This window comes from Mangrovicoccus algicola, assembly GCF_014903745.1.
GTDB classification, from domain to species: Bacteria; Pseudomonadota; Alphaproteobacteria; order Rhodobacterales; family Rhodobacteraceae; genus Mangrovicoccus; species Mangrovicoccus algicola.
Genome location: NZ_JACVXA010000031.1, coordinates 43,876 through 61,563, shown reverse-complemented (window position 1 = coordinate 61,563; position 17,688 = coordinate 43,876). Strand labels below are relative to the sequence as shown.

The 17,688-nt window shown below is 71.0% G+C and carries 18 protein-coding genes and 1 tRNA gene; 7 read left to right on the top strand and 12 right to left on the bottom strand.

Annotated features, from left to right (window positions below):
• Positions 1-83 precede the first annotated feature (83 nt).
• The gene (locus ICN82_RS11190) at positions 84-1,139 is read right to left on the bottom strand and encodes an A/G-specific adenine glycosylase (RefSeq protein WP_193182720.1); all 1,056 of its coding nucleotides are present in this window, start codon (positions 1,137-1,139) and stop codon (positions 84-86) included.
• Positions 1,140-1,217: 78 nt separating this feature from the next.
• On the opposite strand from ICN82_RS11190, the gene ICN82_RS11185 reads away from it, so the two are divergent.
• Both ICN82_RS11185 and ICN82_RS11180 read left to right on the top strand, forming a co-directional pair.
• Positions 1,218-1,748: a DUF721 domain-containing protein gene (locus ICN82_RS11185; RefSeq protein ID WP_193182718.1), complete on the top strand. Its 531-nt coding sequence runs from the start codon at positions 1,218-1,220 to the stop codon at positions 1,746-1,748.
• Complete coding sequence (locus ICN82_RS11180; protein ID WP_193182716.1) at positions 1,745-2,374, top strand: DsbA family protein; 630 nt, start codon at positions 1,745-1,747, stop codon at positions 2,372-2,374. The genes ICN82_RS11185 and ICN82_RS11180 overlap by 4 nt, the downstream gene beginning before the upstream one ends.
• A gap of 33 nt (positions 2,375-2,407) precedes the next feature.
• On the opposite strand, the gene lpxK is transcribed toward ICN82_RS11180, so the two are convergent.
• The 6 genes from lpxK to ICN82_RS11150 form a co-directional block, all read right to left on the bottom strand.
• Positions 2,408-3,400, bottom strand: coding sequence for a tetraacyldisaccharide 4'-kinase (gene lpxK, locus ICN82_RS11175; protein ID WP_193182714.1), 993 nt, complete (start codon positions 3,398-3,400; stop codon positions 2,408-2,410).
• On the bottom strand, positions 3,400-4,683 hold the full coding sequence (locus tag ICN82_RS11170) for a 3-deoxy-D-manno-octulosonic acid transferase (RefSeq protein ID WP_193182712.1): 1,284 nt from the start codon (positions 4,681-4,683) through the stop codon (positions 3,400-3,402). Before ICN82_RS11170 ends, lpxK begins: the two co-directional genes overlap by 1 nt.
• Before the next feature lie 14 nt (positions 4,684-4,697).
• Positions 4,698-4,940, bottom strand: a complete 243-nt coding sequence (locus tag ICN82_RS11165; RefSeq protein ID WP_193182710.1) for a DUF4170 domain-containing protein — start codon at positions 4,938-4,940, stop codon at positions 4,698-4,700.
• Between the two features lie 118 nt (positions 4,941-5,058).
• The gene (locus ICN82_RS11160) at positions 5,059-6,033 is read right to left on the bottom strand and encodes a calcium/sodium antiporter (RefSeq protein ID WP_193182708.1); all 975 of its coding nucleotides are present in this window, start codon (positions 6,031-6,033) and stop codon (positions 5,059-5,061) included.
• A gap of 143 nt (positions 6,034-6,176) precedes the next feature.
• A complete protein-coding gene (locus ICN82_RS11155; protein ID WP_193182697.1) occupies positions 6,177-6,959 on the bottom strand; it encodes a 3'(2'),5'-bisphosphate nucleotidase CysQ in 783 nt (260 codons plus the stop codon).
• A complete protein-coding gene (locus ICN82_RS11150; RefSeq protein ID WP_193182695.1) occupies positions 6,946-8,292 on the bottom strand; it encodes a TldD/PmbA family protein in 1,347 nt (448 codons plus the stop codon). Before ICN82_RS11150 ends, ICN82_RS11155 begins: the two co-directional genes overlap by 14 nt.
• A 200-nt stretch (positions 8,293-8,492) precedes the next feature.
• On the opposite strand from ICN82_RS11150, the gene ICN82_RS11145 reads away from it, so the two are divergent.
• On the top strand, positions 8,493-9,161 hold the full coding sequence (locus tag ICN82_RS11145) for a ferredoxin reductase domain-containing protein (RefSeq protein WP_193182693.1): 669 nt from the start codon (positions 8,493-8,495) through the stop codon (positions 9,159-9,161).
• A 253-nt stretch (positions 9,162-9,414) separates the two neighbouring features.
• On the opposite strand, the gene recN is transcribed toward ICN82_RS11145, so the two are convergent.
• From recN to ICN82_RS11125, 4 genes are all read right to left on the bottom strand, one after another.
• The gene (gene recN / locus ICN82_RS11140; RefSeq protein ID WP_193182691.1) at positions 9,415-11,070 is read right to left on the bottom strand and encodes a DNA repair protein RecN; all 1,656 of its coding nucleotides are present in this window, start codon (positions 11,068-11,070) and stop codon (positions 9,415-9,417) included.
• A 12-nt stretch (positions 11,071-11,082) separates the two neighbouring features.
• A complete protein-coding gene (locus tag ICN82_RS11135; protein WP_193182733.1) occupies positions 11,083-11,913 on the bottom strand; it encodes an outer membrane protein assembly factor BamD in 831 nt (276 codons plus the stop codon).
• Positions 11,914-12,043: 130 nt separating this feature from the next.
• A complete protein-coding gene (lpxC, locus tag ICN82_RS11130; RefSeq protein ID WP_193182690.1) occupies positions 12,044-12,964 on the bottom strand; it encodes a UDP-3-O-acyl-N-acetylglucosamine deacetylase in 921 nt (306 codons plus the stop codon).
• A 319-nt stretch (positions 12,965-13,283) separates the two neighbouring features.
• A complete protein-coding gene (locus ICN82_RS11125) occupies positions 13,284-14,264 on the bottom strand; it encodes a GNAT family N-acetyltransferase (protein ID WP_193182688.1) in 981 nt (326 codons plus the stop codon).
• A 46-nt stretch (positions 14,265-14,310) separates the two neighbouring features.
• Between ICN82_RS11125 and ICN82_RS11120 the strand changes: the two genes are divergently transcribed.
• Together ICN82_RS11120 and ICN82_RS11115 are read left to right on the top strand one after the other, a co-directional pair.
• Positions 14,311-14,460, top strand: a complete 150-nt coding sequence (locus tag ICN82_RS11120; protein ID WP_193182686.1) for a hypothetical protein — start codon at positions 14,311-14,313, stop codon at positions 14,458-14,460.
• A 74-nt stretch (positions 14,461-14,534) separates the two neighbouring features.
• Positions 14,535-14,984, top strand: coding sequence for a c-type cytochrome (locus ICN82_RS11115; protein WP_193182684.1), 450 nt, complete (start codon positions 14,535-14,537; stop codon positions 14,982-14,984).
• A 45-nt stretch (positions 14,985-15,029) separates the two neighbouring features.
• Here ICN82_RS11115 and tyrS read toward each other — a convergent pair whose 3' ends face one another.
• On the bottom strand, positions 15,030-16,307 hold the full coding sequence (gene tyrS, locus ICN82_RS11110; protein WP_193182682.1) for a tyrosine--tRNA ligase: 1,278 nt from the start codon (positions 16,305-16,307) through the stop codon (positions 15,030-15,032).
• A gap of 43 nt (positions 16,308-16,350) precedes the next feature.
• Between tyrS and ICN82_RS11105 the strand changes: the two genes are divergently transcribed.
• Positions 16,351-17,469: an anhydro-N-acetylmuramic acid kinase gene (locus ICN82_RS11105; RefSeq protein WP_193182680.1), complete on the top strand. Its 1,119-nt coding sequence runs from the start codon at positions 16,351-16,353 to the stop codon at positions 17,467-17,469.
• A gap of 91 nt (positions 17,470-17,560) precedes the next feature.
• A tRNA-Lys gene (locus ICN82_RS11100) sits at positions 17,561-17,636 on the top strand.
• The last annotated feature ends 52 nt before the right edge of the window (positions 17,637-17,688 follow it).

Genomic DNA, 17,688 nt, shown 5'->3' with positions numbered 1-17,688 from the left:
CGGGGCTGGCGGCGGCCATTGCGCGGGCGGATGCCGCGCGGGACCCGGCGGCGGCGGACTGAGCCCGGCGGCGGGCGCCGCGCTCAGGCGTCCTCGAAGAAGGGGCGCGCCATCGTCCAGGCCTTGCGCATGACGGTGGGCAGATGCGCGGCGCGGAAATCCGCGGCCGCCACGAAATGGCCGCGGCGGATCGGCGTGTCCGGCGTCAGCCGCGCCACCATCGGGCGCAGCCGCAGGTGGAAATGGGTGAAGGTGTGGCGCACCTCGCCATTGAGCGTCTGCCAGTCCCCGGGCGCGGGCGGCATGGCCAGGGGCTCCGCCTCCGCCCAGTCGCTGCCCGGCCAGCCCAGCATCCCCCCCAGAAGCCCCGAGGCGGGCCGGGTTTCCAGGAGCCAGGCCCCGTCGCTGCGGCGCCCCAGATAGACGATGCCCAGGCGCACCGGCTTCTCCTTCTTCGGCAGCTTGCGCGGCAGGTCGGCGGCGATGCCCAGGTCGCGCGCGGCGCAGGGCGACCACCAGGGGCAGATGCCGCAGGCGGGGTTGCGCGGCGTGCAGATCGTGGCGCCCAGGTCCATCACCGCCTGGGCATGGTCCCCGGGCCGCGTCGCGGGCGTCAGGGCCCGGGCATGGCGCACCAGCGCGGGCTTGGCTGCGGGCAGGGGCTCCTCCACCGCATGCAGCCGCGCCATGACCCGCTCGACATTGCCGTCCACCACCGTCTCGGGCCGGCCGAAGGCGATGGCGGCGATGGCGGCGGCGGTATAGGGGCCGATCCCCGGCAGGGCCAGCAGACCTTCCAGCGTGTCGGGGAACTGGCCCATCGCGGCGACCTCGCGCGCGCATTTCAGCAGGTTGCGGGCGCGCGCGTAATATCCCAGCCCCGCCCAGGCGGCCATGACATCGGCATCCTCGGCCGCGGCGAGGTCCTGGACCGTCGGCCATTGCAGCGTGAAGCGGTGGAAATAGGCCTTTACCGCCGGGACGGTGGTCTGCTGCAGCATGACTTCCGACAGCCAGACGCGGTAGGGATCGGGGCGCGCATCGGATCCGGGGGGCGCCCGCCAGGGCAGGACCCGCGCATGGCGGTCGTACCATTCCAGAAGGTCGGCCGATTTTGCCACTGGATCTCTGTCACGCAAGCGTTATGCCTCCTGCAAGCTTTGCACTGGCGCGCCGCGCCCGAGCGGGTAATCTGGCGCCCGGACGGAAGGAGTGCAATGGCCGACGCGTGGCAATCCAGGACCTACAAGTCACGGCGCGGCCGCGGCTTCGCAAGCGCGGGCAGCCTTGTCCAGACCCGTGTCTCGAAGGCCGGCGAAAGCCGTGGCTTCGCGATGACACGTCTGCTGACCCACTGGACCGAGGTGGTCGGCGAGGATCTGGCGCGGATGTGCGAACCGGTGAAGGTCGGCTTTGCCCGCAAGGGCGGGCTGGGGGCGACCCTGACCATCCTGGTGCGCGGCGCCGCCGGACCGATCATCCAGGCCCAGTCCGAGGTGATCCGCGCCCGCGTCAATGCCTGCTACGGCTATAATGCCATCGCACGCATCGCGCTGACCCAGACCTCGGGCTATGGCGGCTTCGCCGAGGCGCAGGCGGCTTTCCGTCCCGCGCCCGCCGCGCCGCCGGTTCCCACGCCCGAGATCGAGGCACAGACCCAAGGCGTCACCGATCCCGGGCTGCGCGATGCGCTGGCCGGGCTGGGCGCCAGAATTCACGCAAGACAAAACAAGGGACGACCCCAATGATCGCACGTCGCGAGCTCCTGACCTCCGCGCTGATGCTCGGCACGGCCACGATGCTGCCCTCATTCTCCTTCGCGCAGGATGCCGCGCCGGAAAACCTGCCGGATATTCCGGACATGGTTCTGGGCCGGGATGACGCGCCGGTGAAGGTGACCGAATATGCCAGCTTCACCTGTCCGCATTGCGCGCATTTCCACGAAACGGTCTATCCGCGGCTGAAGGAGGACTACATCGACACCGGCAAGGTGCAGTTCACCTTCCGCGAGGTCTATTTCGACCGCTACGGGCTGTGGGCCTCCATGGTGGCGCGCTGCGGCGGCGAGATGCGCTATTTCGGCATCGCCGACCGGCTGTTCGCGACCCAGCGCGACTGGACCGGGCTGGGCGATCCGGCCGGGATCGCGGGCGCGCTGAAAAAGGTCGGCCTGACCGCCGGGCTGACGCAGGAGCAGGTCGATGCCTGCCTGAACGACAATGCCACCGCGCAGGCGCTGGTCAACTGGTACGGCGCCAATGCCAAGGCGGACGAGGTCACCGCGACGCCGTCCTTCCTGATCGATGGCGAGCCCTATTCCAACATGAGCTTCGAGCAGTTCGCCGAAATCCTCGACGAGAAGCTGGGGGCCTGAGCGGACGCGGCCGGGCCTGCGGGTCCGGCCGTCTCAGAGCACTCCGTCCAGCGCGGCATCCAGCGCCGACCAGTCGGGGCTGGCCAGGCGCACAGGCAGGGTCAGCACCTCCCGCCGCCAGGCGGCGGGCAGGCGCACGGCGTCCTTCTCGGTGGTGACCAGCTGCGCGCCCCGGGCGGCGGCCTCCGCCGACAGGCGCTGCATCAGCGCCGGGCTCAGCCCCTGGTGATCGTCCAGCGCTTCGCCATGGCGCAGATCGGCGCCCAGCCCGCGCAGCGTGTCGAAGAACTTTTCCGGACGCCCGATCCCGGCGAAGGCCATGACCGGCACGCCCTGCCAGTCCATCCCCGTCTGAAGCGGCAGAAGCGCCGCGCGCTGGCGCGGGATCCCGCCAAGGGCAGCCCCCCAGCGCGCGGTGAACCCGGCCTGCGCCGCCTCATCCCCGATCGACATGACCAGATCCGCCCGGGCCAGGCCCGCCGCCACCGGTTCGCGCAGGGGTCCGGCCGGAAGCACCCTGCCATTGCCGAACCCATGCGCGGCATCCGCCACGACGATCGACAGGTCGCGCGGCAGGGAGGGGTTCTGCAGCCCGTCATCCAGAACGATCGCGCCCGCGCCGGTTTCCTCGGCCAGCCGCGCCCCCGCGGCGCGGTCGCGCGCCACGATGACCGGCGCGAAGGCCGCCAGCAGCAGCGGTTCGTCCCCGGTCCGCGCCGCATCGTGGCGGGCGGGGTCGACCAGCAGCGGGCCCGTCTCGCGGCCGCCATGGCCGCGGGTGACCACCACCGGCGCGATGCCGCGGGCCTGCAGCCTCTGGATCAGCAGCATGACGCAGGGGGTCTTGCCGGTGCCCCCGGCATTGATGTTGCCCGCGCAGATCACCGGCACGGCGGGGCGGTGCGCGGGCGGGCGGGCGACGCGCCGCGCGGTGGCGGCGGCATAGACAGCGCCCAGCGGTGCCAGCGCGCGGGCCTGCCATCCCGGGCGCTCGGGCGGATTGTCCCAGAAGCGCGGTGCCTGCATCAGGCCGGGTCCGCCGGAAGATGCTCGAGGATCAGCGCCAGCGCCTTGTCGGTGACATCCGCGCCGGAGGAGCTGAGTTCCCAGGCGGCATAGGCCATCGGCGCGCTTTGCGAGGGCTGCATCAGCGCGGCGACCGTCTCGCCCAGGGTGGCGGCATCCGCGACCGGCACCGCGGCCGAGGCGGCATCCAGGCGCTCGTAGATATCGGCGAAATTGTGGACATGCGGCCCGTGCAGGATGGCCGAGCCGAGCGCCGCGGGTTCATACGGGTTGTGCCCGCCGACGCGCACCAGCGATCCGCCGACGAAACTGACCGGCGCCAGGCGGTACCACAGCCCCATTTCCCCCAGCGTGTCGGCGACGTAGATGTCGCAATCCTCGTCCGGGCAGCCGCGTTCGCTGCGCAGCCGCACGGCATGGCCTTCCGCTGCCAGCCGGTCGCGGATCGCCCCGCCGCGTTCGGGATGGCGCGGCGCCAGGATCAGCAGCAGCCCGTGCGTGCTTTTCTGGGCGATGCGATGGGCTTCGGCGGCGATGTCTTCCTCGCCCTCGTGGGTGGAGGCCGCGCACCATAGCGGGCGGCCCTTCAGCTTGGCGCCCAGCCGCGACAGCTCCGCCTCGTCGCAGGGCGGGGGCGGCGTGCCTTCCTTCAGCGTGCCGGTGACGGCCATGCGCTCGCGCGGCAGTCCCAGCGCCCGCAGGTGATGGGCGGTCGCGTCATCCTGCACCTGAACGGCGGCGAAATGCGACAGAAGCCGCCGCGCCGCGCCGTTCATCATCCGCCAGCGCCGGGCGCTGCGCTCGGACATGCGCGCGTTCAGCAGAAGGATCGGCGTGCCGGCCGCCGCCGTTTCGGTGATCAGCGCGGGCCAGAGTTCGCTTTCCGTCCAGACGGCCAGATCCGGGCGCCAATGCGCCAGGAAGCGGCGCACGAAAGCGACCACGTCAAGCGGGATGAACTGGTGGCGCGTGCGCGGCGGCAGGCGCGCGGCGAGGATCTCGGCAGAGGTGACGGTGCCGGTCGTGACGAGGAAATTCAGCGTCTCGTCTCGCATGCCCAGCCGCTTGATGACTTCCAGGATGGACAGGCTTTCGCCGACCGAGGCGGCGTGGAACCAGATCAGCCGCCCCTCGGGGCGCGGCAGCGCGGCATGGCCTTCGCGTTCGGCCAGCCGGGCAGGGTCTTCCTTGCCGCGGCCCAGCCGCTTCTTCAGCTGGCGGCGGCCCCAGCCCTCGGCATTGCGGGAGAACGCAAGATAGGCGGAGAGGGCGGGGGACGTCATTCAGCCAGGGCGTCTCAGCCGAGTTCCTCGGTGGCGGAGGCGGGCGTCGCCTCGTCGCGCAGCCGGTGGATATGGGCGATGAAGTAGCGCATATGGGCGTTGTCCACGGTGCGCTGCGCGGCGTCCTTCCAGGCGGAATGGGCCGAGTCGTAGTCGGGGAACATGCCCACGATGTCGATCGCGTCGACATCCTTGAACTCGGTCCGCGACGGATCGACGAGCTCGCCGCCGAAGACAAGATGCAGTCGCTTGGCCATTTGGGGAACCTCCGTGGCACTGTCCGGTCGTCCGCGTTTTGAGGCAATCGCAGGCAAGGGTCAAGATCGGGTAAAGACGCGCCGGGGGACGCGGGCCCCCGTCCGGCGCGCGCCTCCGTCAGGGCCAGACCGCCCAGAGATAGGCGCCGTACCCTGCCAGCAGCACCAGCCCCTCGGGGCGCGACAGCCGCCAGCCGGTGCGCGCCAGCACCACGAAAAGCAGCGACACCGCCACCATCACCGGCAGGTCGAGCCGCAGCATCTCGGGCGGGACGGGGCCGGGAACCACGGCCAGGGTGGTGCCGCCGATGCCCAGGATGTTGTAGATGTTGGACCCCACGATATTGCCGAAGGCGACCTCGCCCTGGCGCTTCAGCCCGGCGATGACCGAGGTGACGAGTTCCGGCATCGAGGTGCCGACGGCGACGATGGTCAGGCCGATGACCGTTTCGGAAATGCCCATGCCGCGGGCCAGCGAGACGGCGCCGTCGACCAGGAACTTGCCGCCCAGCACGACCAGCACCAGCCCGCCGAGCGCGATGCCGAGATTGAGCCAGAGCGTGCCGCCGCGGCCGGGACGGGTGGCGGGATCGGCGCCTTCCAGCGCCAGCTCCTTGTCTTTCGCCGCGCCGTGATCGGCGGGGGCGGCGGCCTCGTGGCGGAAGGCGGCATAAAGATAGGCGCACAGGAGCGCGATTCCGGCGAAACCGGCCAGCCGGCCGGGCGGCAGGACCCAGGCCATCGCGGCAAAGGCCAGGGCCGCGCCCAGCATCGCCATGCCGTCGCGGCGCAGCGCCACCGACTCCACCGCGATCGGGCAGATCAGCGCCGCCACCCCGCCGATCAGCAGGATATTGGCGATATTGGAGCCCACGATATTGCCGAAGGCGATGCCCGGCGCCCCCGACAGCGCCGCCTGCAGCGAGGTCACGAGTTCGGGTGTCGAGGTGCCGAAGCCGACCAGCGTCAGGCCGATCACCAGTGGCGGCACGCCCAGGGCCCCGGCCACGCGCACGGCGCCGCGCACCAGAAGATCGCCGCCCAGGATCAGCAGCACGAGCCCGCCCAGAAGCGGCAGCCAGATTTCGGTCAATTCGGATACTCCGGGCGCCATGCGGGGGAAGGCACGGGCCGCGGCCTCCCGCGGCACCTGCGGGAACGGTCATCGTGCCCGGTCGAACTGGGGATCGGCCCGCCTGCGCACAAGAGCGTGAGCCGGGTTTTTCCGCGGCGCCCTCAGTCCGGGCGGCGATGCGCCATCAGCGCGGGATGCACGCCCGGGGCGGCGCAGACCAGCCCGGGATTGTGACGCTCCAGCGTGTTGAATGTCAGCGCCTGGCCGAAGCCGTCGGTGACCGTCGCGCCTGCCTCGGCGGCGATCAGCGCGCCGGCCGCGATGTCCCAGTCCCAGGTGTCGCGGAAGGTGGCCATCGCGTCGAAGCGGCCCTCGGCCACCAGCGCCATGCGATAGGCCAGCGAGGCGCGGAATTCCCGGCGGATGCGCGGCACGCCGCCGGGCCAGTGCACCGGCTCCATGCTCAGCCGGTTGGCCAGGATGTCGGCGCCTTCCAGCCCTTCGGTCGCCGTGGCCGACAGGCGCCGTTTGCCGTTGAGCCAGGCGCCGCCGCCGGTCTCGGCGGTGTAGGTCAGACGCCGCGCGGGCAGGTGGATCACCGCCGCGACCGGCACGCCGCCCTCGACGACCGCCAGCGACAATGCCCAAGTCCGGTCGCCATTGGCGAAGCTGCGCGTGCCGTCGATCGGGTCGATCACGAAGACCCGCGGGGTCGACAGCCGGTGCGGGTCGTCCTGGGTCTCTTCCGACAGCCAGCCATAGCCGGGGCGCGCCGCGGTCAGCTGCGCGGCCAGATGGGCATCCACCGCCAGGTCGGCCTCGGTCACCAGCCCCTGATTGCCGGGTTTCTCCCAGCTTTCGGCGCCGCCATCGAAGAAGCGCAGCGCGATCTCGCCGGCCGACAGGGCGGCCTCGCGCAGGAGCGTCAGGTCATTCCCCGGCAATCGACATCCCTTCGACCAGAAGCGACGGGATCACGCGGCTGAGATAGGGGCGCGCGTCATTGGCGGGAATGATCCGCCCGAGCATGTCGCGCAGGTTGCCCGCGATGGTGCATTCGTTCACCGGATAGGCCGGCTGGCCATTCTCGATCCAGATGCCGGAGGCGCCGCGGGAATAGTCGCCGGTCGTGGGATTGATCGTGGCCCCGATCATCGAGGTGACCAGAAGCCCGGTGCCCATCTGCGCCATCAGCTCCCGCGGCGTCGCGCTGCCCTGGCTGAGCGCGACATTGCCGTTGGCCGGGGCCGGGGGGGCCGAGGTGCCCCGTGTCGCGCTGCCGGTGGAGGTCATGCCCAGCTGCCGGGCCGTGGCGAGATCCAGCGTCCAGCCCGTCAGGACCCCGTCGCGGATGATTTCGCGCTCGGTCGTGGGCAGGCCCTCGCCATCGAAGGGGCGCGATCCGATGATGCGCGCGCGGTGCGGCTGTTCGGTCAGGCTCAGCCCGGCGGGCAGCACCGGCTGGCCCAGCAGGTCCCGCGCCCAGGAGGCGCCGCGGGCGATGGCGCTGCCATTGATCGCCGACAAGAGATGCGCGATCAGGCTCCCCGAGATGCGTTCGTCATAGAGGACCGGATAGGTGCCGGTCGGCGGGCGCCGGGCCCCGGCGCGGGCCAGCGTCCGTTCGGCGGCGATGCGCCCGATATCGGCGGCCGGTTCCAGATCGGCGCGATGGGTGCGCTGGCTGCCGTGGTAATCGCGCTCCATGCCCGCGCCGGTGCCGGTGATGGCGACGCAGTAAAGCCCGTGATCGGTCCGCGCATACCCCCCCGAGAAGCCGTTCGTCGCCGCCATGTGCAGGGCGCGGCGGCTGAACCCCGCCCCGGCGCTTTCCACCTGGGAAATGCCCGGGATGTCCAGGGCGACCGCTTCCGCCTCGCGCGCGGCCGCCTCCAGGCGGGCGGGGTCGGGTTCCGCTTCGGGATCGACGAGGTCCAGCGCGATCGCGTCCCAGTCCCGGGCCAGCTGGTCCGGGGCGGCCAGTCCGATCCAGGGATCCTCGGGGGCCTCGCGGGCCATGGCCACGGCGCGTTCGGCCATGGCGGCGAAGGTGTCGCGGCGGATATCCGAGGAGGAGACGCAGGCCTGCCGCCTGCCGATCAGCACGCGCAGCCCCAGATCGACGGATTCGGAGCGTTCCACATCCTCCAGCTTACGCGACTGCAGCCCGATGGAGACCGAGGTGCCGCGGGTCACGATGGCATCGGCATCCTCGGCGCCCGCGGCACGCGCCGCGGCGAGCAGGGCCTCGGCCAGGTCGGACAGGGGTTCGGACATGGGGCGTTCTCCTTCTGCGGCGCGGGCGCCGTGGTCTCCGGGCTTGATAGGCAATCTGCCGCCGCATAGCCAGAGCCGAGGCCCGCGCGCGGCCGCATCGCCCGTTCTGCGGGCACCGGCCGGGCCCGGCGGGGAAACCTTTGGCCGCCGGGCCCGTTTCCCTTCGAACAATCACTGGCGCGGCAAGACGGAGGATCGCCATGACCCATCACGTATCCCTGCAGGAGATCGAGGCGCTGACCGGCGAGGTCTGGCGTCTGCGGCTGGAGCGGCCCCCGGGCTATGATTTCATCCCGGGCGAGGCCACGCATGTCACGCTGGACCGCGAAGGCTGGCGCGACGAGGACCGGCCCTTCACCTTCACCAGCCAGCCCGAGGATGATTTCCTCGAATTCACCATCAAGAGCTATCCCGACCATGAAGGCGTGACGGCGCAGATCCCCACCCTGCGCAAGGGCGAGCATCTGCGCATCGAGGACCCGGGCGGGGCGATCCGCGACAAGGGGCCGGGGGTCATCGTCGCGGGCGGCGCGGGGGTGACGCCGTTCATCCCGATCCTGCGCCGCCGCATAGAGGCGGGCACGGCCGGCGAGATGACGCTGATCCTGGCCGACCGCGACTGGTCCTCGCTGATCCTGCGCGACGAATGGCACCGGGCGCGCGACCTCAAGACCGTCTTCGTGCTGGCGGAGGAGGACCGCGAGGGCTGCGAAAGCGGGCATGTCACCCGGGCGCTTCTGGAACGGCACGGCGTCACCGCCGAAACCCGCGTCTACCTGTGCGGTCCGCCCCCCATGGAGGAGGCGGTCACCGAGGCGCTGGAGCAGATCGGCGTGGATCCCGAGGGTCTGGTCCGCGAGGGGAACTGAGCCCCGCGCGGTCTGCCGCGGAGACAGGGGCGCGCTCCGGCCCGGCACGGGATCGCGATGGTCCCCGGCCGCCTGCCTGCCGGGGACCAGGCAGGTCCCGTGATGGCGGCGCCGCATGATCCGGCCGCCAGGGGGCCGTGCCCCCGGACGCGCTCCGGTCGGGTGGAAGGCGCGGCGGCGGCAGCCGGTCGACGCCGGTGCGCGCCCCTTGGCGCGCAATGGCAGGGGGAGACCGGCGGAAGGCGGCCGGGCCTCAGGCGCGCAGCAGCGCCTTCGCGGCCTGGCGTGCCTCCTCGGTGACGCGGTCGCCCGAGATCATGCGGGCAATCTCGTCCACGCGGTCGCCGGGCGCCAGCGGCGTCACGGTGGACAGGGTGATCCCGTTTTCCACGCGTTTCTCGACCCGCCAGTGATGCCCGCCCCGCGCCGCGACCTGCGGCGAGTGCGTGACGACCAGCACCTGCGCCTCTCCCTCGGCCAGCGCGGCCAGACGGCGGCCGACCGCGTCGGCCGTGGCGCCGCCGACACCGCGGTCGATCTCGTCGAAGATCAGGGTCAGCCCGTGGCTGTCCGTGGTCAGGCAGACTTTCAGCGCGAGAAGGAAACGGGACAATTCCCCGCCCGAGGCGATCTTTTCCAGCGCGCCGGAGGGGGCGCCGGGATTGGTCGCGACGCGGAAGGCAACCGCATCTTCTCCTTCTGCACCGGGGGGGGCGGCGGTGATCTCGGTGGTGAAGACCGCGCGCTCCATCTTCAGCGGGGCGAGTTCGGCCATCACCGCCTGGTCGAGCCGGGCGGCAGCCTCGCGCCGGGCGTCGCCGAGGGTCGCGGCAGCGGCGCGATAGCGCTTCTCCGCCTCCGCCTCGGCCTCCTCCAGCCGCGCCAGCGATCCGGCGCCGCCGTCGATCGCGTCGATCCGCGCCTGGAAGTCGGCGGCCAGGCTGGGCAGGTCCTCCGGGACGACGGCATGTTTCCGGGCCAGCCCGCGCAGCGCGAAAAGACGCTCCTCCACGGTCTCCAGTTCCAGCGGGTCGAAGCTGAGCGCCTGAAGGCAGGCCTCCACCCCGGCCTGGGCCTCCGCGAGTTCGGCCATCGCCCGGTCGAGCGCGGCCAGCGGCGCATCGGCCAGCCCCTCCAGCGCGGGCACCGCGCCTTCCAGCCAGCGCGCGGCCTGGGACAGGGCGGCTTCGGCGCCGTCCTCCCCGGCCATGGCGCGCCCGGCGCTGCGCACATCGCCCATGACGCGTTCGGCGGCCTGCATCAGGCGGCGTCGGCGGTCCAGTTCGGGCTCCTCGCCGGGCTGGGGATCGAGCGCCAGCAGCTCCTCGGCGGCATGGCGCAGGAATTCCTCCTCGGCGCGCGCGCGTTCCAGGGACTGTGCGGCGCCCTGGCGGGCGCGCTGTGCCGCGCGCCAGTCTGCCCATGCCCCGGCCACGGTCTCCAGCAGCGGCGCATGCTGGCCATAGGCATCCAGAAGGGCGCGATGGCCGCGCGCATCCAGCAGCCCGCGATCGTCATGCTGGCCGTGCAGTTCCACGAGGACGCCCGACAGCTGCCGCAGCACCTCGCCCGAGACCCGGCGGTCATTGACCCAGGCGGTCTTGCGGCCCTCGGTGGTGTTCACCCGGCGCAGGATCAGCTCCTCGCCGCCCGGCAGGCCGGCCTCCTCGAGGATCGCATGGGCGGGGTGGCCGGCGCCCAGCTCGAACAGCGCGGTGACCTCGCCCTGGGCGGCGCCCTGGCGCACGAGGTCGGCGCGGCCGCGCCAGCCCAGGACGAATCCCAGCGAATCCAGCAGGATCGACTTGCCCGCCCCGGTCTCGCCGGTCAGCACGTTCAGGCCCGGCCGAACCTCCAGGTCCAGCCGGTCGATGATGAGTATGTCCCGGATCTCAAGAGCGCGCAGCAAGCGTCGGTATCCTCAGAGCCATTCGCCCTGGATGGACTGGCGGTAGATCTGCACCAGCCAGCTGCCGCCTGCGGGTTCCAGCGGCAGTCCCGCCCCGGTCAGCAGCGTGTAGGCATCCTCGTACCAGACGGACCCCTGGTAGTTGTAGCCCAGGATCGCCCCGGCGGTCTGGGCCTCCTCGCGCAGGCCCAGCGACAGGTAGCACTCGATCAGCCGGTAAAGCGCCTCGGGCGTCTGGCTGGTGGTCTGGAAATCCTGGACCACGGTGCGGAACCGGTTGGCGGCTGCGGTATAGTGTCCCTTTTTCAGGTAGTAGCGGCCGATTTCCATTTCCTTGCCCGCCAGATGGTCGAAGGCGAGGTCGAATTTCAGGATCGCCGAACGGGCATAGTCGCTGTCGGGATAGCGTTCGATCACCAGCCGCAGCGCCTGCAGGGCCTGGAAGGTCACGCCCTGGTCGCGGCCGACATCGTCGATCTGGTCGTAATAGCTCAGCGCCAGCAGGTACTGGGCATAGGCGGCGTCCTTGTCGGCGGGATAGAAGTCGATATAGCGCTGCGCGGCGGCGCGGCTTTCCTCGTACTTGCGGTCCACATGCAGCGAGTAGGCCTGCATGATCAGCGCCCGGCGCGCCCAGTCGGAATAGGGATAGAGCCGTTCCACCTCGCCGAAATACTCGGCCGCTTCCTCGGCATTGTCCTGCGCCAGCTCGTATTCGGCGCGGTCATAGATCTCCTTGGCGGAGAATTGCTCGAATTTCGGTGGCGGCGGGGCGCATCCGGCCAGAAGCACAAGAGCGGTCAGAGCGACCGCGATCCCAGATTTCCCGCCTGCCGATGTCATACCCGTCACTCGCTCCGCTTGCCCTTGTCCCGGCGGTGCCGCCGGTTCGGCTTTCCGATAGCACAGAGATTTTCCGGGCAAAACGCCTTAGCCGCGTTTTTCGTGCCGCGGCCCGCGCAACCCCCTGCGCTCAGGCGCAGAGAGCCAGGTCGCTGACGGAGACGCCGACGCCGGGCAGGCGGGCGGCGAGTTCGGGGTCGCAATCGATCATGCGCCAGGCTTCGGGGCGGGCGAAAAGCTGCCGCAGAAGCTCGTTGGTGAGCGCATGACCGGCCTTGTGGCCGCTATAGCGGCCGAGGATCGGACCGCCCGCCATGGCCAGGTCCCCCAGCGCATCCAGCATCTTGTGGCGCACGGGTTCGTCGGAATGCCGCAGCCCGCCGGGGGTCACGATCCTGTCACCATCGACGACGACGGCGTTTTCCAGCGTGCCGCCAAGCGCCAGCCCCGCGGCATGCATCGCGTCCACATCCGACTGGCGGCAGAAGGTGCGGCTGTCGCAGAGGTCGCGGATGAAGGCGCCGTTGGCGAGGTTCAGCGCGCGCGACTGCGTGCCGATGGCGGCGTCGGGGAAGGAAATGTCGAAGCTCATCTCGACGCCGTCTGCGGGATCCAGCCGGGCGACCGCATCGCCGCGGCGCACCTCGATCGGCTCCAGGATCTCGATGACGCGGGCAGGGGCGGCCAGGGCCTCGACCCCGGCGGCCAGGATGCCGCGCACGAAGGGGGCGGCCGATCCGTCGAGGATCGGCACTTCGGGCCCGTCCAGCGTGATCATTGCATTATGGATGCCCAGCCCCGCCAGCGCGGCCATGACATGTTCCACCGTCGACACGCTGTCGCCGGTCGCGCCGACCAGGCGGGTGCAGAGCGGGGTCTGCTCCACCTTGTCCCAGCGCGCGGGAAGGATCTCGCCGGTGGCGCCGGCATCGCTGCGCCGGAAGGTGATGCCGTGATTGGCGGGGGCCGGGAAGACGGACATGCGGACGGGACGGCCGGAATGCAGTCCCTGGCCAAGAAACACAGCCTTGCCTTTCAGAGTCCGTTGCATGTCGTGTCCTTTCCGCTTTGTCGCCCGATGCGGGATGTCCCGCCTGGCGCAGGTTTGCCCTGCCGTTTCGCCGGAACTGAACCGCCCGGTTTTCTGCAACTGTAGCTAGCGACGGGGGGGCGCGGGCTCAAATCAATGATTGCAACCGACTGAAACACTGGCCCCCTGCGGCTCGGCGGGATTTCGCCCCTGTCGGTGCGAGTTCGGTGCAATATACTATTTTAAATGATTTTTTCCGGATCCCGCGGCGGGCTGCATCGACCGTCTTGCGGTGAAACGGATGTGAGCAGGTCGTGACATCCGGACCCGGGATATCAGGTCAGGCCGGGTCCGGCGCGCTGTCGTCGCCGCGCTGCGGGGGTCGGCGCGCGCCGAAAAGGCGGGCGACCGGGGCGGTGCCTGGGGCCGTCATCCAGCTGGCGCCGACCGCGACCGGCCGGGCCCCGCTGCCCAGCTTGAACCGGGCCAGCCCGGGGGCCGACAGGGTATCCAGCGCGCCCAGTTCGGCCCAGTCATGGCCGCGCCGGGCCAGCCAGGTCGAGGCTTCCCACAAAAGCAGCGCATGCGCGCCCGTCCTGCGCCCGAGCGGCCCGCTCCAGCCGATGTGATAGCTTGCGGCAGCGCCATGCAGCAGGAACAGCATGCCTGCCACGGGCATGCCGCCGTAGGAGGCGGTGAAGACGCGGGCGGAGGCGGCGCCGTTCTGCCGCCGCCAGGCCAGCGCGAAGGCATGGGGCAGGCGGCGATAGCCGCGGCTGCGTGCCTGCAGCGCCTCGCGGCGCAACAGCCAGTGGTCCGGATCGGCGGGCAGGGGGCCGTGGGTTATCTCCAGCCCCGCCTCCTGCGCCCGGCGCAGCCGGTTGCGCCACTTGCCGTGCTGGCGCGCCATCCGTGCAGCGGCGGAGCCGGTCAGGTCCAGCCGCGCCTGCACGCCGCCTGTGACCATCTTCAGCAATCCCGAGCCTTCCAGCGGATCGGTGCCCGCGACCGGATCGGGGGTGAGGATCACCCCGCGGCAGCGGCGGCGCAGCTGGGCCGCAAGATCGGCGCAGGCCTCCGCCGCCTCCCGCGGCCCCGCCGGTGCCGTCCAGACCGGCCCGCGCGCGACCAGCGCGAAATCCCCGAAAAGCGGCCAGCGCCGGATCAGCACCTGCGCCCGGGCGCGCGGCGCCCCGGCCGGTCCCAGCCCGTACCACGCCACCCGGCTGCCCAGCTGCATGCAGGCCCGGCCATAGCGCGGATGCTGCTGCAGCGGGACCGCGCCGGTCGCTGCGGGGGGGCGGATCGGGTGCCAGGACATGGCGGATGTTAACCCCGCCGAAAGCTAAGGCAGGGTTAATGGCGGCATGAGACGCAGCCGTCCCCCCGTCCTGGGCCATCGTGCCGCACCGCCGCGACCGACCTGCGCCGGGGCCTTCTGGCTGGCCTCGGTGCTGAGCCTTCCGGCAGGGCTGGCGCTGGTCCTGGCAGAACTCGGGCTGCGGCTGTTTTTCTAGCAGGGATTTCTAGGAAGCCGTCGCGGCTCTTGCTAGGCTCGCTCCAGATCCAGCCTGACAGGAGACCCAGCCAGATGATCCGCACCCTTGCCGCCGGCGCCGCCATCGCGATGACCCTCGCGATCCTGCCGGCCACCATGCCCCGCGCCGCCGAACCGACCGATCCGCAGGTCGTCGCCCGCACCGACGCGATGAAGACCATCGGGCGCAACATGCGCGTGCTGGGCGACATGGCCAAGGGTTCGGCCGCCTTCGATGCCGCCGCCGCGCAGGAGGCCGCCGCCGCCGTGGCCGCCGAAGCTGCCGCGATCCCCGCGCTTTTCGAGGACCCGGCGCAGGACCCGGCCTCCGAGTCCAGGCCGGTGATCTGGGAGCAATACGACGATTTCACCGCCAAGGCGGCGGATCTGGAACGCGCGGCCTCCGGCGCGGCCTCGCAGATCACCGCGGCGGCCGATCTGGGTCCGGCGATGGGCGCCATCGGGGCGACCTGCAAGGCCTGCCACAGCACCTATCGCGAGTGACCGCGCGGTGATCCGGGGGGAGAGGCCGCAGCCTCTCCCGGCCGGTCAGCCCGCCAGCACCACCAGCGCGTGGCGCTTCTTGCCGGCGGACAGTTTCACCGTCCGGGCCAGGGCGGCGGCATCCAGCATCAGCCCGGCATCGGTCAGCGGCGCGTCGTCGAGGCGTGCGCCGTTATCGGTGATCAGCCGCTTGGCCTCCTTGCCGGATTTCGCCAGCCCGGCGCGCACGATCAGCTGCACGATCGAGATGCCGTCGCCGACCTCCGCGGCCGAAAGCGCGAGGGTCGGCAGGTCCTCGCCCACGCCGCCCTTCTCGAAGACCTCGCGCGCGGTGGCCTCGGCCGCCGCCGCCGCCTCCGCCCCGTGCAGCAGCGTCGTGACCTCGCGGGCGAGGATGATCTTGCCCTCGTTGATCTCCGACCCCGCCAGCGCGCCGAGGCGCTCGCACTCGTCCACGGGCAGTTCGGTATACAGCTTGAGGAACCGCCCGACATCGGCATCGGTCGTGTTGCGCCAGAACTGCCAGAATTCGTAGGGCGACAGCATCTCGCCGTTCAGCCAGACCGCGCCGCCTGCCGACTTACCCATCTTGCGCCCGTCCGAGGTGGTCAGCAGCGGCGAGGTCAGCCCGTAGACCTCCTGGTCCAGCACCCGGCGCGTCAGGTCGATGCCGTTGACGATGTTGCCCCACTGGTCGGACCCGCCCATCTGCAGCACGCAGCCATAGCGGCGGTTCAGCTCCAGGAAGTCATAGGCCTGCAGGATCATGTAATTGAATTCGAGGAAGCTGAGCGACTGTTCGCGGTCCAGCCGGGACTTGACCGATTCGAAGGACAGCATCCGGTTGACCGAGAAATGCCGCCCGATATCGCGCAGGAAATCGAGGTAGTTCAGCCCGTCCAGCCATTCGGCATTGTTGCGCATCAGCGCGTTCTTGCCGCCCGAGGCGACCGGCGTGCCGCGCGCGTCGCTGTAATCGAGGTAGCGGGCGAAGACTTTCTGCATGCCGCGGATATTGGCCTCGATCTGCTCGGGCCCCAGGAGCGGGCGTTCGTCCGAGCGGAAGGAGGGATCGCCCACCTTGGTGGTGCCGCCGCCCATCAGCGTCAGCGGCCGGTGCCCGGTCTTCTGCAGCCAGCGCAGCATCATGATGTTCAAGAGGTGCCCGACATGCAGCGAGGCGGCCGTGGCATCATACCCGATATAGGCGGTGACCACTCCCCCGGTCAGCGCGTCGTCAAGCCCCTGCAGGTCGGTGCAGTCCGCCATGAAGCCGCGCGACTGCATGACATTGAGAAACTCGGATCGAGGAGTATAGGTCATAGATGTCGCCCCTTTTCGGATGGGCGCGGGTATAGGAGGTTCGATGGACGAGGAAAAGGCCCATGGCGTGCTGGCGGCGCTCGGCACGATGTCGGGGACGTCGCTGGACGGGGTGGATGCGGCGGTGGTGCTGACCGACGGGGTGGCGATCCACGGATTCGGTCCATCGGATTACCGCGCCTATGGCGCCAACGAGGTCGCGATCCTGCGCGCCGCGCTGGGGGCCTGGCCGGGCGAGGACGGTGTGGCGGCGGCGGCGGATCTGGTCACCGCCGCGCATGCCGACCTGTTGAAGGGCTTTGACGGGATCGACCTGATCGGGTTTCACGGCCAGACCTTCGCGCATGAACCGCGCGGCCGCGGCACCCACCAGGCCGGGGACGGGCAGGCGCTGGCCGATACGCTGCGCCGCCCCGTGGTCTGGGATTTCCGCAGCGCCGACGTGGCCGCAGGCGGCGAGGGCGCGCCTCTGGCGCCGGTTTTCCACTGGGCGCTGGCGCGGTGGATCGGGGCACAGGCGCCGGTGGCCTTCCTCAATCTCGGGGGAGTGGGCAACCTGACCTGGACGGATCCCGGCGCCGATGACCCTTTCGCGCCCGGGGCGCTCCTGGCCTTCGATACCGGCCCGGCCAATGCGCCGGTCAACGATCTGGTGATGCGCCGCCGCGGCTGGGCGCAGGATGCTGGAGGGGCGCTGGCCCTGGAGGGGCGTGCGCATATGAACACCGTCATAGATGTGCTGGGCCATCGCCATTTCCAGCGCGTGCCGCCCAAGAGCCTCGACCGCGACGCCTTTCCCGACCTTTCGGACCGGGTGACGGGGATGACCGACGCGGATGCCGCCGCGACGCTGGTCAGGATCGCGGCCGAGGCCGTGGCGGCGGGAATGGCCTGGTGCCCCTCGGTGCCCGCGCGGCTGCTGGTGACGGGGGGCGGGCGGCACAACCGCGCGATGATGGCGGCGCTGGCCGAGCTTCTGCCCTGCGAGGTCGTGCCGGTGGAGGCGGCGGGGCTGGATGGCGACATGCTGGAGGCCCAGGCCTTCGCCTATCTCGCGGTGCGCGCGCTTCACGGCCTGCCGATCTCGGGTCCGGGCACGACCGGCGTGGCGGCGCCGCTGACCGGGGGGCGGATCTCCTGGCCGGACCCCGCCGCCGACTGACGTGGGGGCAGGGCGCGGCTTTTTTCGGCGCTGTCGCCGGATGGCGCTTGACGCCCCCGGCGGCCGTCCTTAGAGAGCCCGGACGCATTGTGGGCCGTTAGCTCAGTTGGTAGAGCAACTGACTTTTAATCAGTGGGTCGCAGGTTCGAATCCTGCACGGCTCACCACTTGCGTCCTCCCCGACATTCCGCTGATCCCGCCGCGCCGATGACTGGGGGG

Excerpts from the sequence above, each read along its gene's own strand:
- ICN82_RS11185 (WP_193182718.1), top strand. The coding sequence starts at position 1,218 with ATGGCCGACGCGTGGCAATCCAGGACCTACAAGTCACGGCGCGGCCGC.
- ICN82_RS11180 (WP_193182716.1), top strand. The coding sequence starts at position 1,745 with ATGATCGCACGTCGCGAGCTCCTGACCTCCGCGCTGATGCTCGGCACG.
- lpxK (WP_193182714.1), bottom strand. The coding sequence starts at position 3,400 with ATGCAGGCACCGCGCTTCTGGGACAATCCGCCCGAGCGCCCGGGATGG.
- ICN82_RS11170 (WP_193182712.1), bottom strand. The coding sequence starts at position 4,683 with ATGACGTCCCCCGCCCTCTCCGCCTATCTTGCGTTCTCCCGCAATGCC.
- ICN82_RS11165 (WP_193182710.1), bottom strand. The coding sequence starts at position 4,940 with ATGGCCAAGCGACTGCATCTTGTCTTCGGCGGCGAGCTCGTCGATCCG.
- ICN82_RS11150 (WP_193182695.1), bottom strand. The coding sequence starts at position 8,292 with ATGTCCGAACCCCTGTCCGACCTGGCCGAGGCCCTGCTCGCCGCGGCG.
- ICN82_RS11145 (WP_193182693.1), top strand. The coding sequence starts at position 8,493 with ATGACCCATCACGTATCCCTGCAGGAGATCGAGGCGCTGACCGGCGAG.
- ICN82_RS11135 (WP_193182733.1), bottom strand. The coding sequence starts at position 11,913 with ATGACATCGGCAGGCGGGAAATCTGGGATCGCGGTCGCTCTGACCGCT.
- lpxC (WP_193182690.1), bottom strand. The coding sequence starts at position 12,964 with ATGCAACGGACTCTGAAAGGCAAGGCTGTGTTTCTTGGCCAGGGACTG.
- ICN82_RS11125 (WP_193182688.1), bottom strand. The coding sequence starts at position 14,264 with ATGTCCTGGCACCCGATCCGCCCCCCCGCAGCGACCGGCGCGGTCCCG.
- ICN82_RS11120 (WP_193182686.1), top strand. The coding sequence starts at position 14,311 with ATGAGACGCAGCCGTCCCCCCGTCCTGGGCCATCGTGCCGCACCGCCG.
- ICN82_RS11115 (WP_193182684.1), top strand. The coding sequence starts at position 14,535 with ATGATCCGCACCCTTGCCGCCGGCGCCGCCATCGCGATGACCCTCGCG.
- tyrS (WP_193182682.1), bottom strand. The coding sequence starts at position 16,307 with ATGACCTATACTCCTCGATCCGAGTTTCTCAATGTCATGCAGTCGCGC.
- ICN82_RS11105 (WP_193182680.1), top strand. The coding sequence starts at position 16,351 with ATGGACGAGGAAAAGGCCCATGGCGTGCTGGCGGCGCTCGGCACGATG.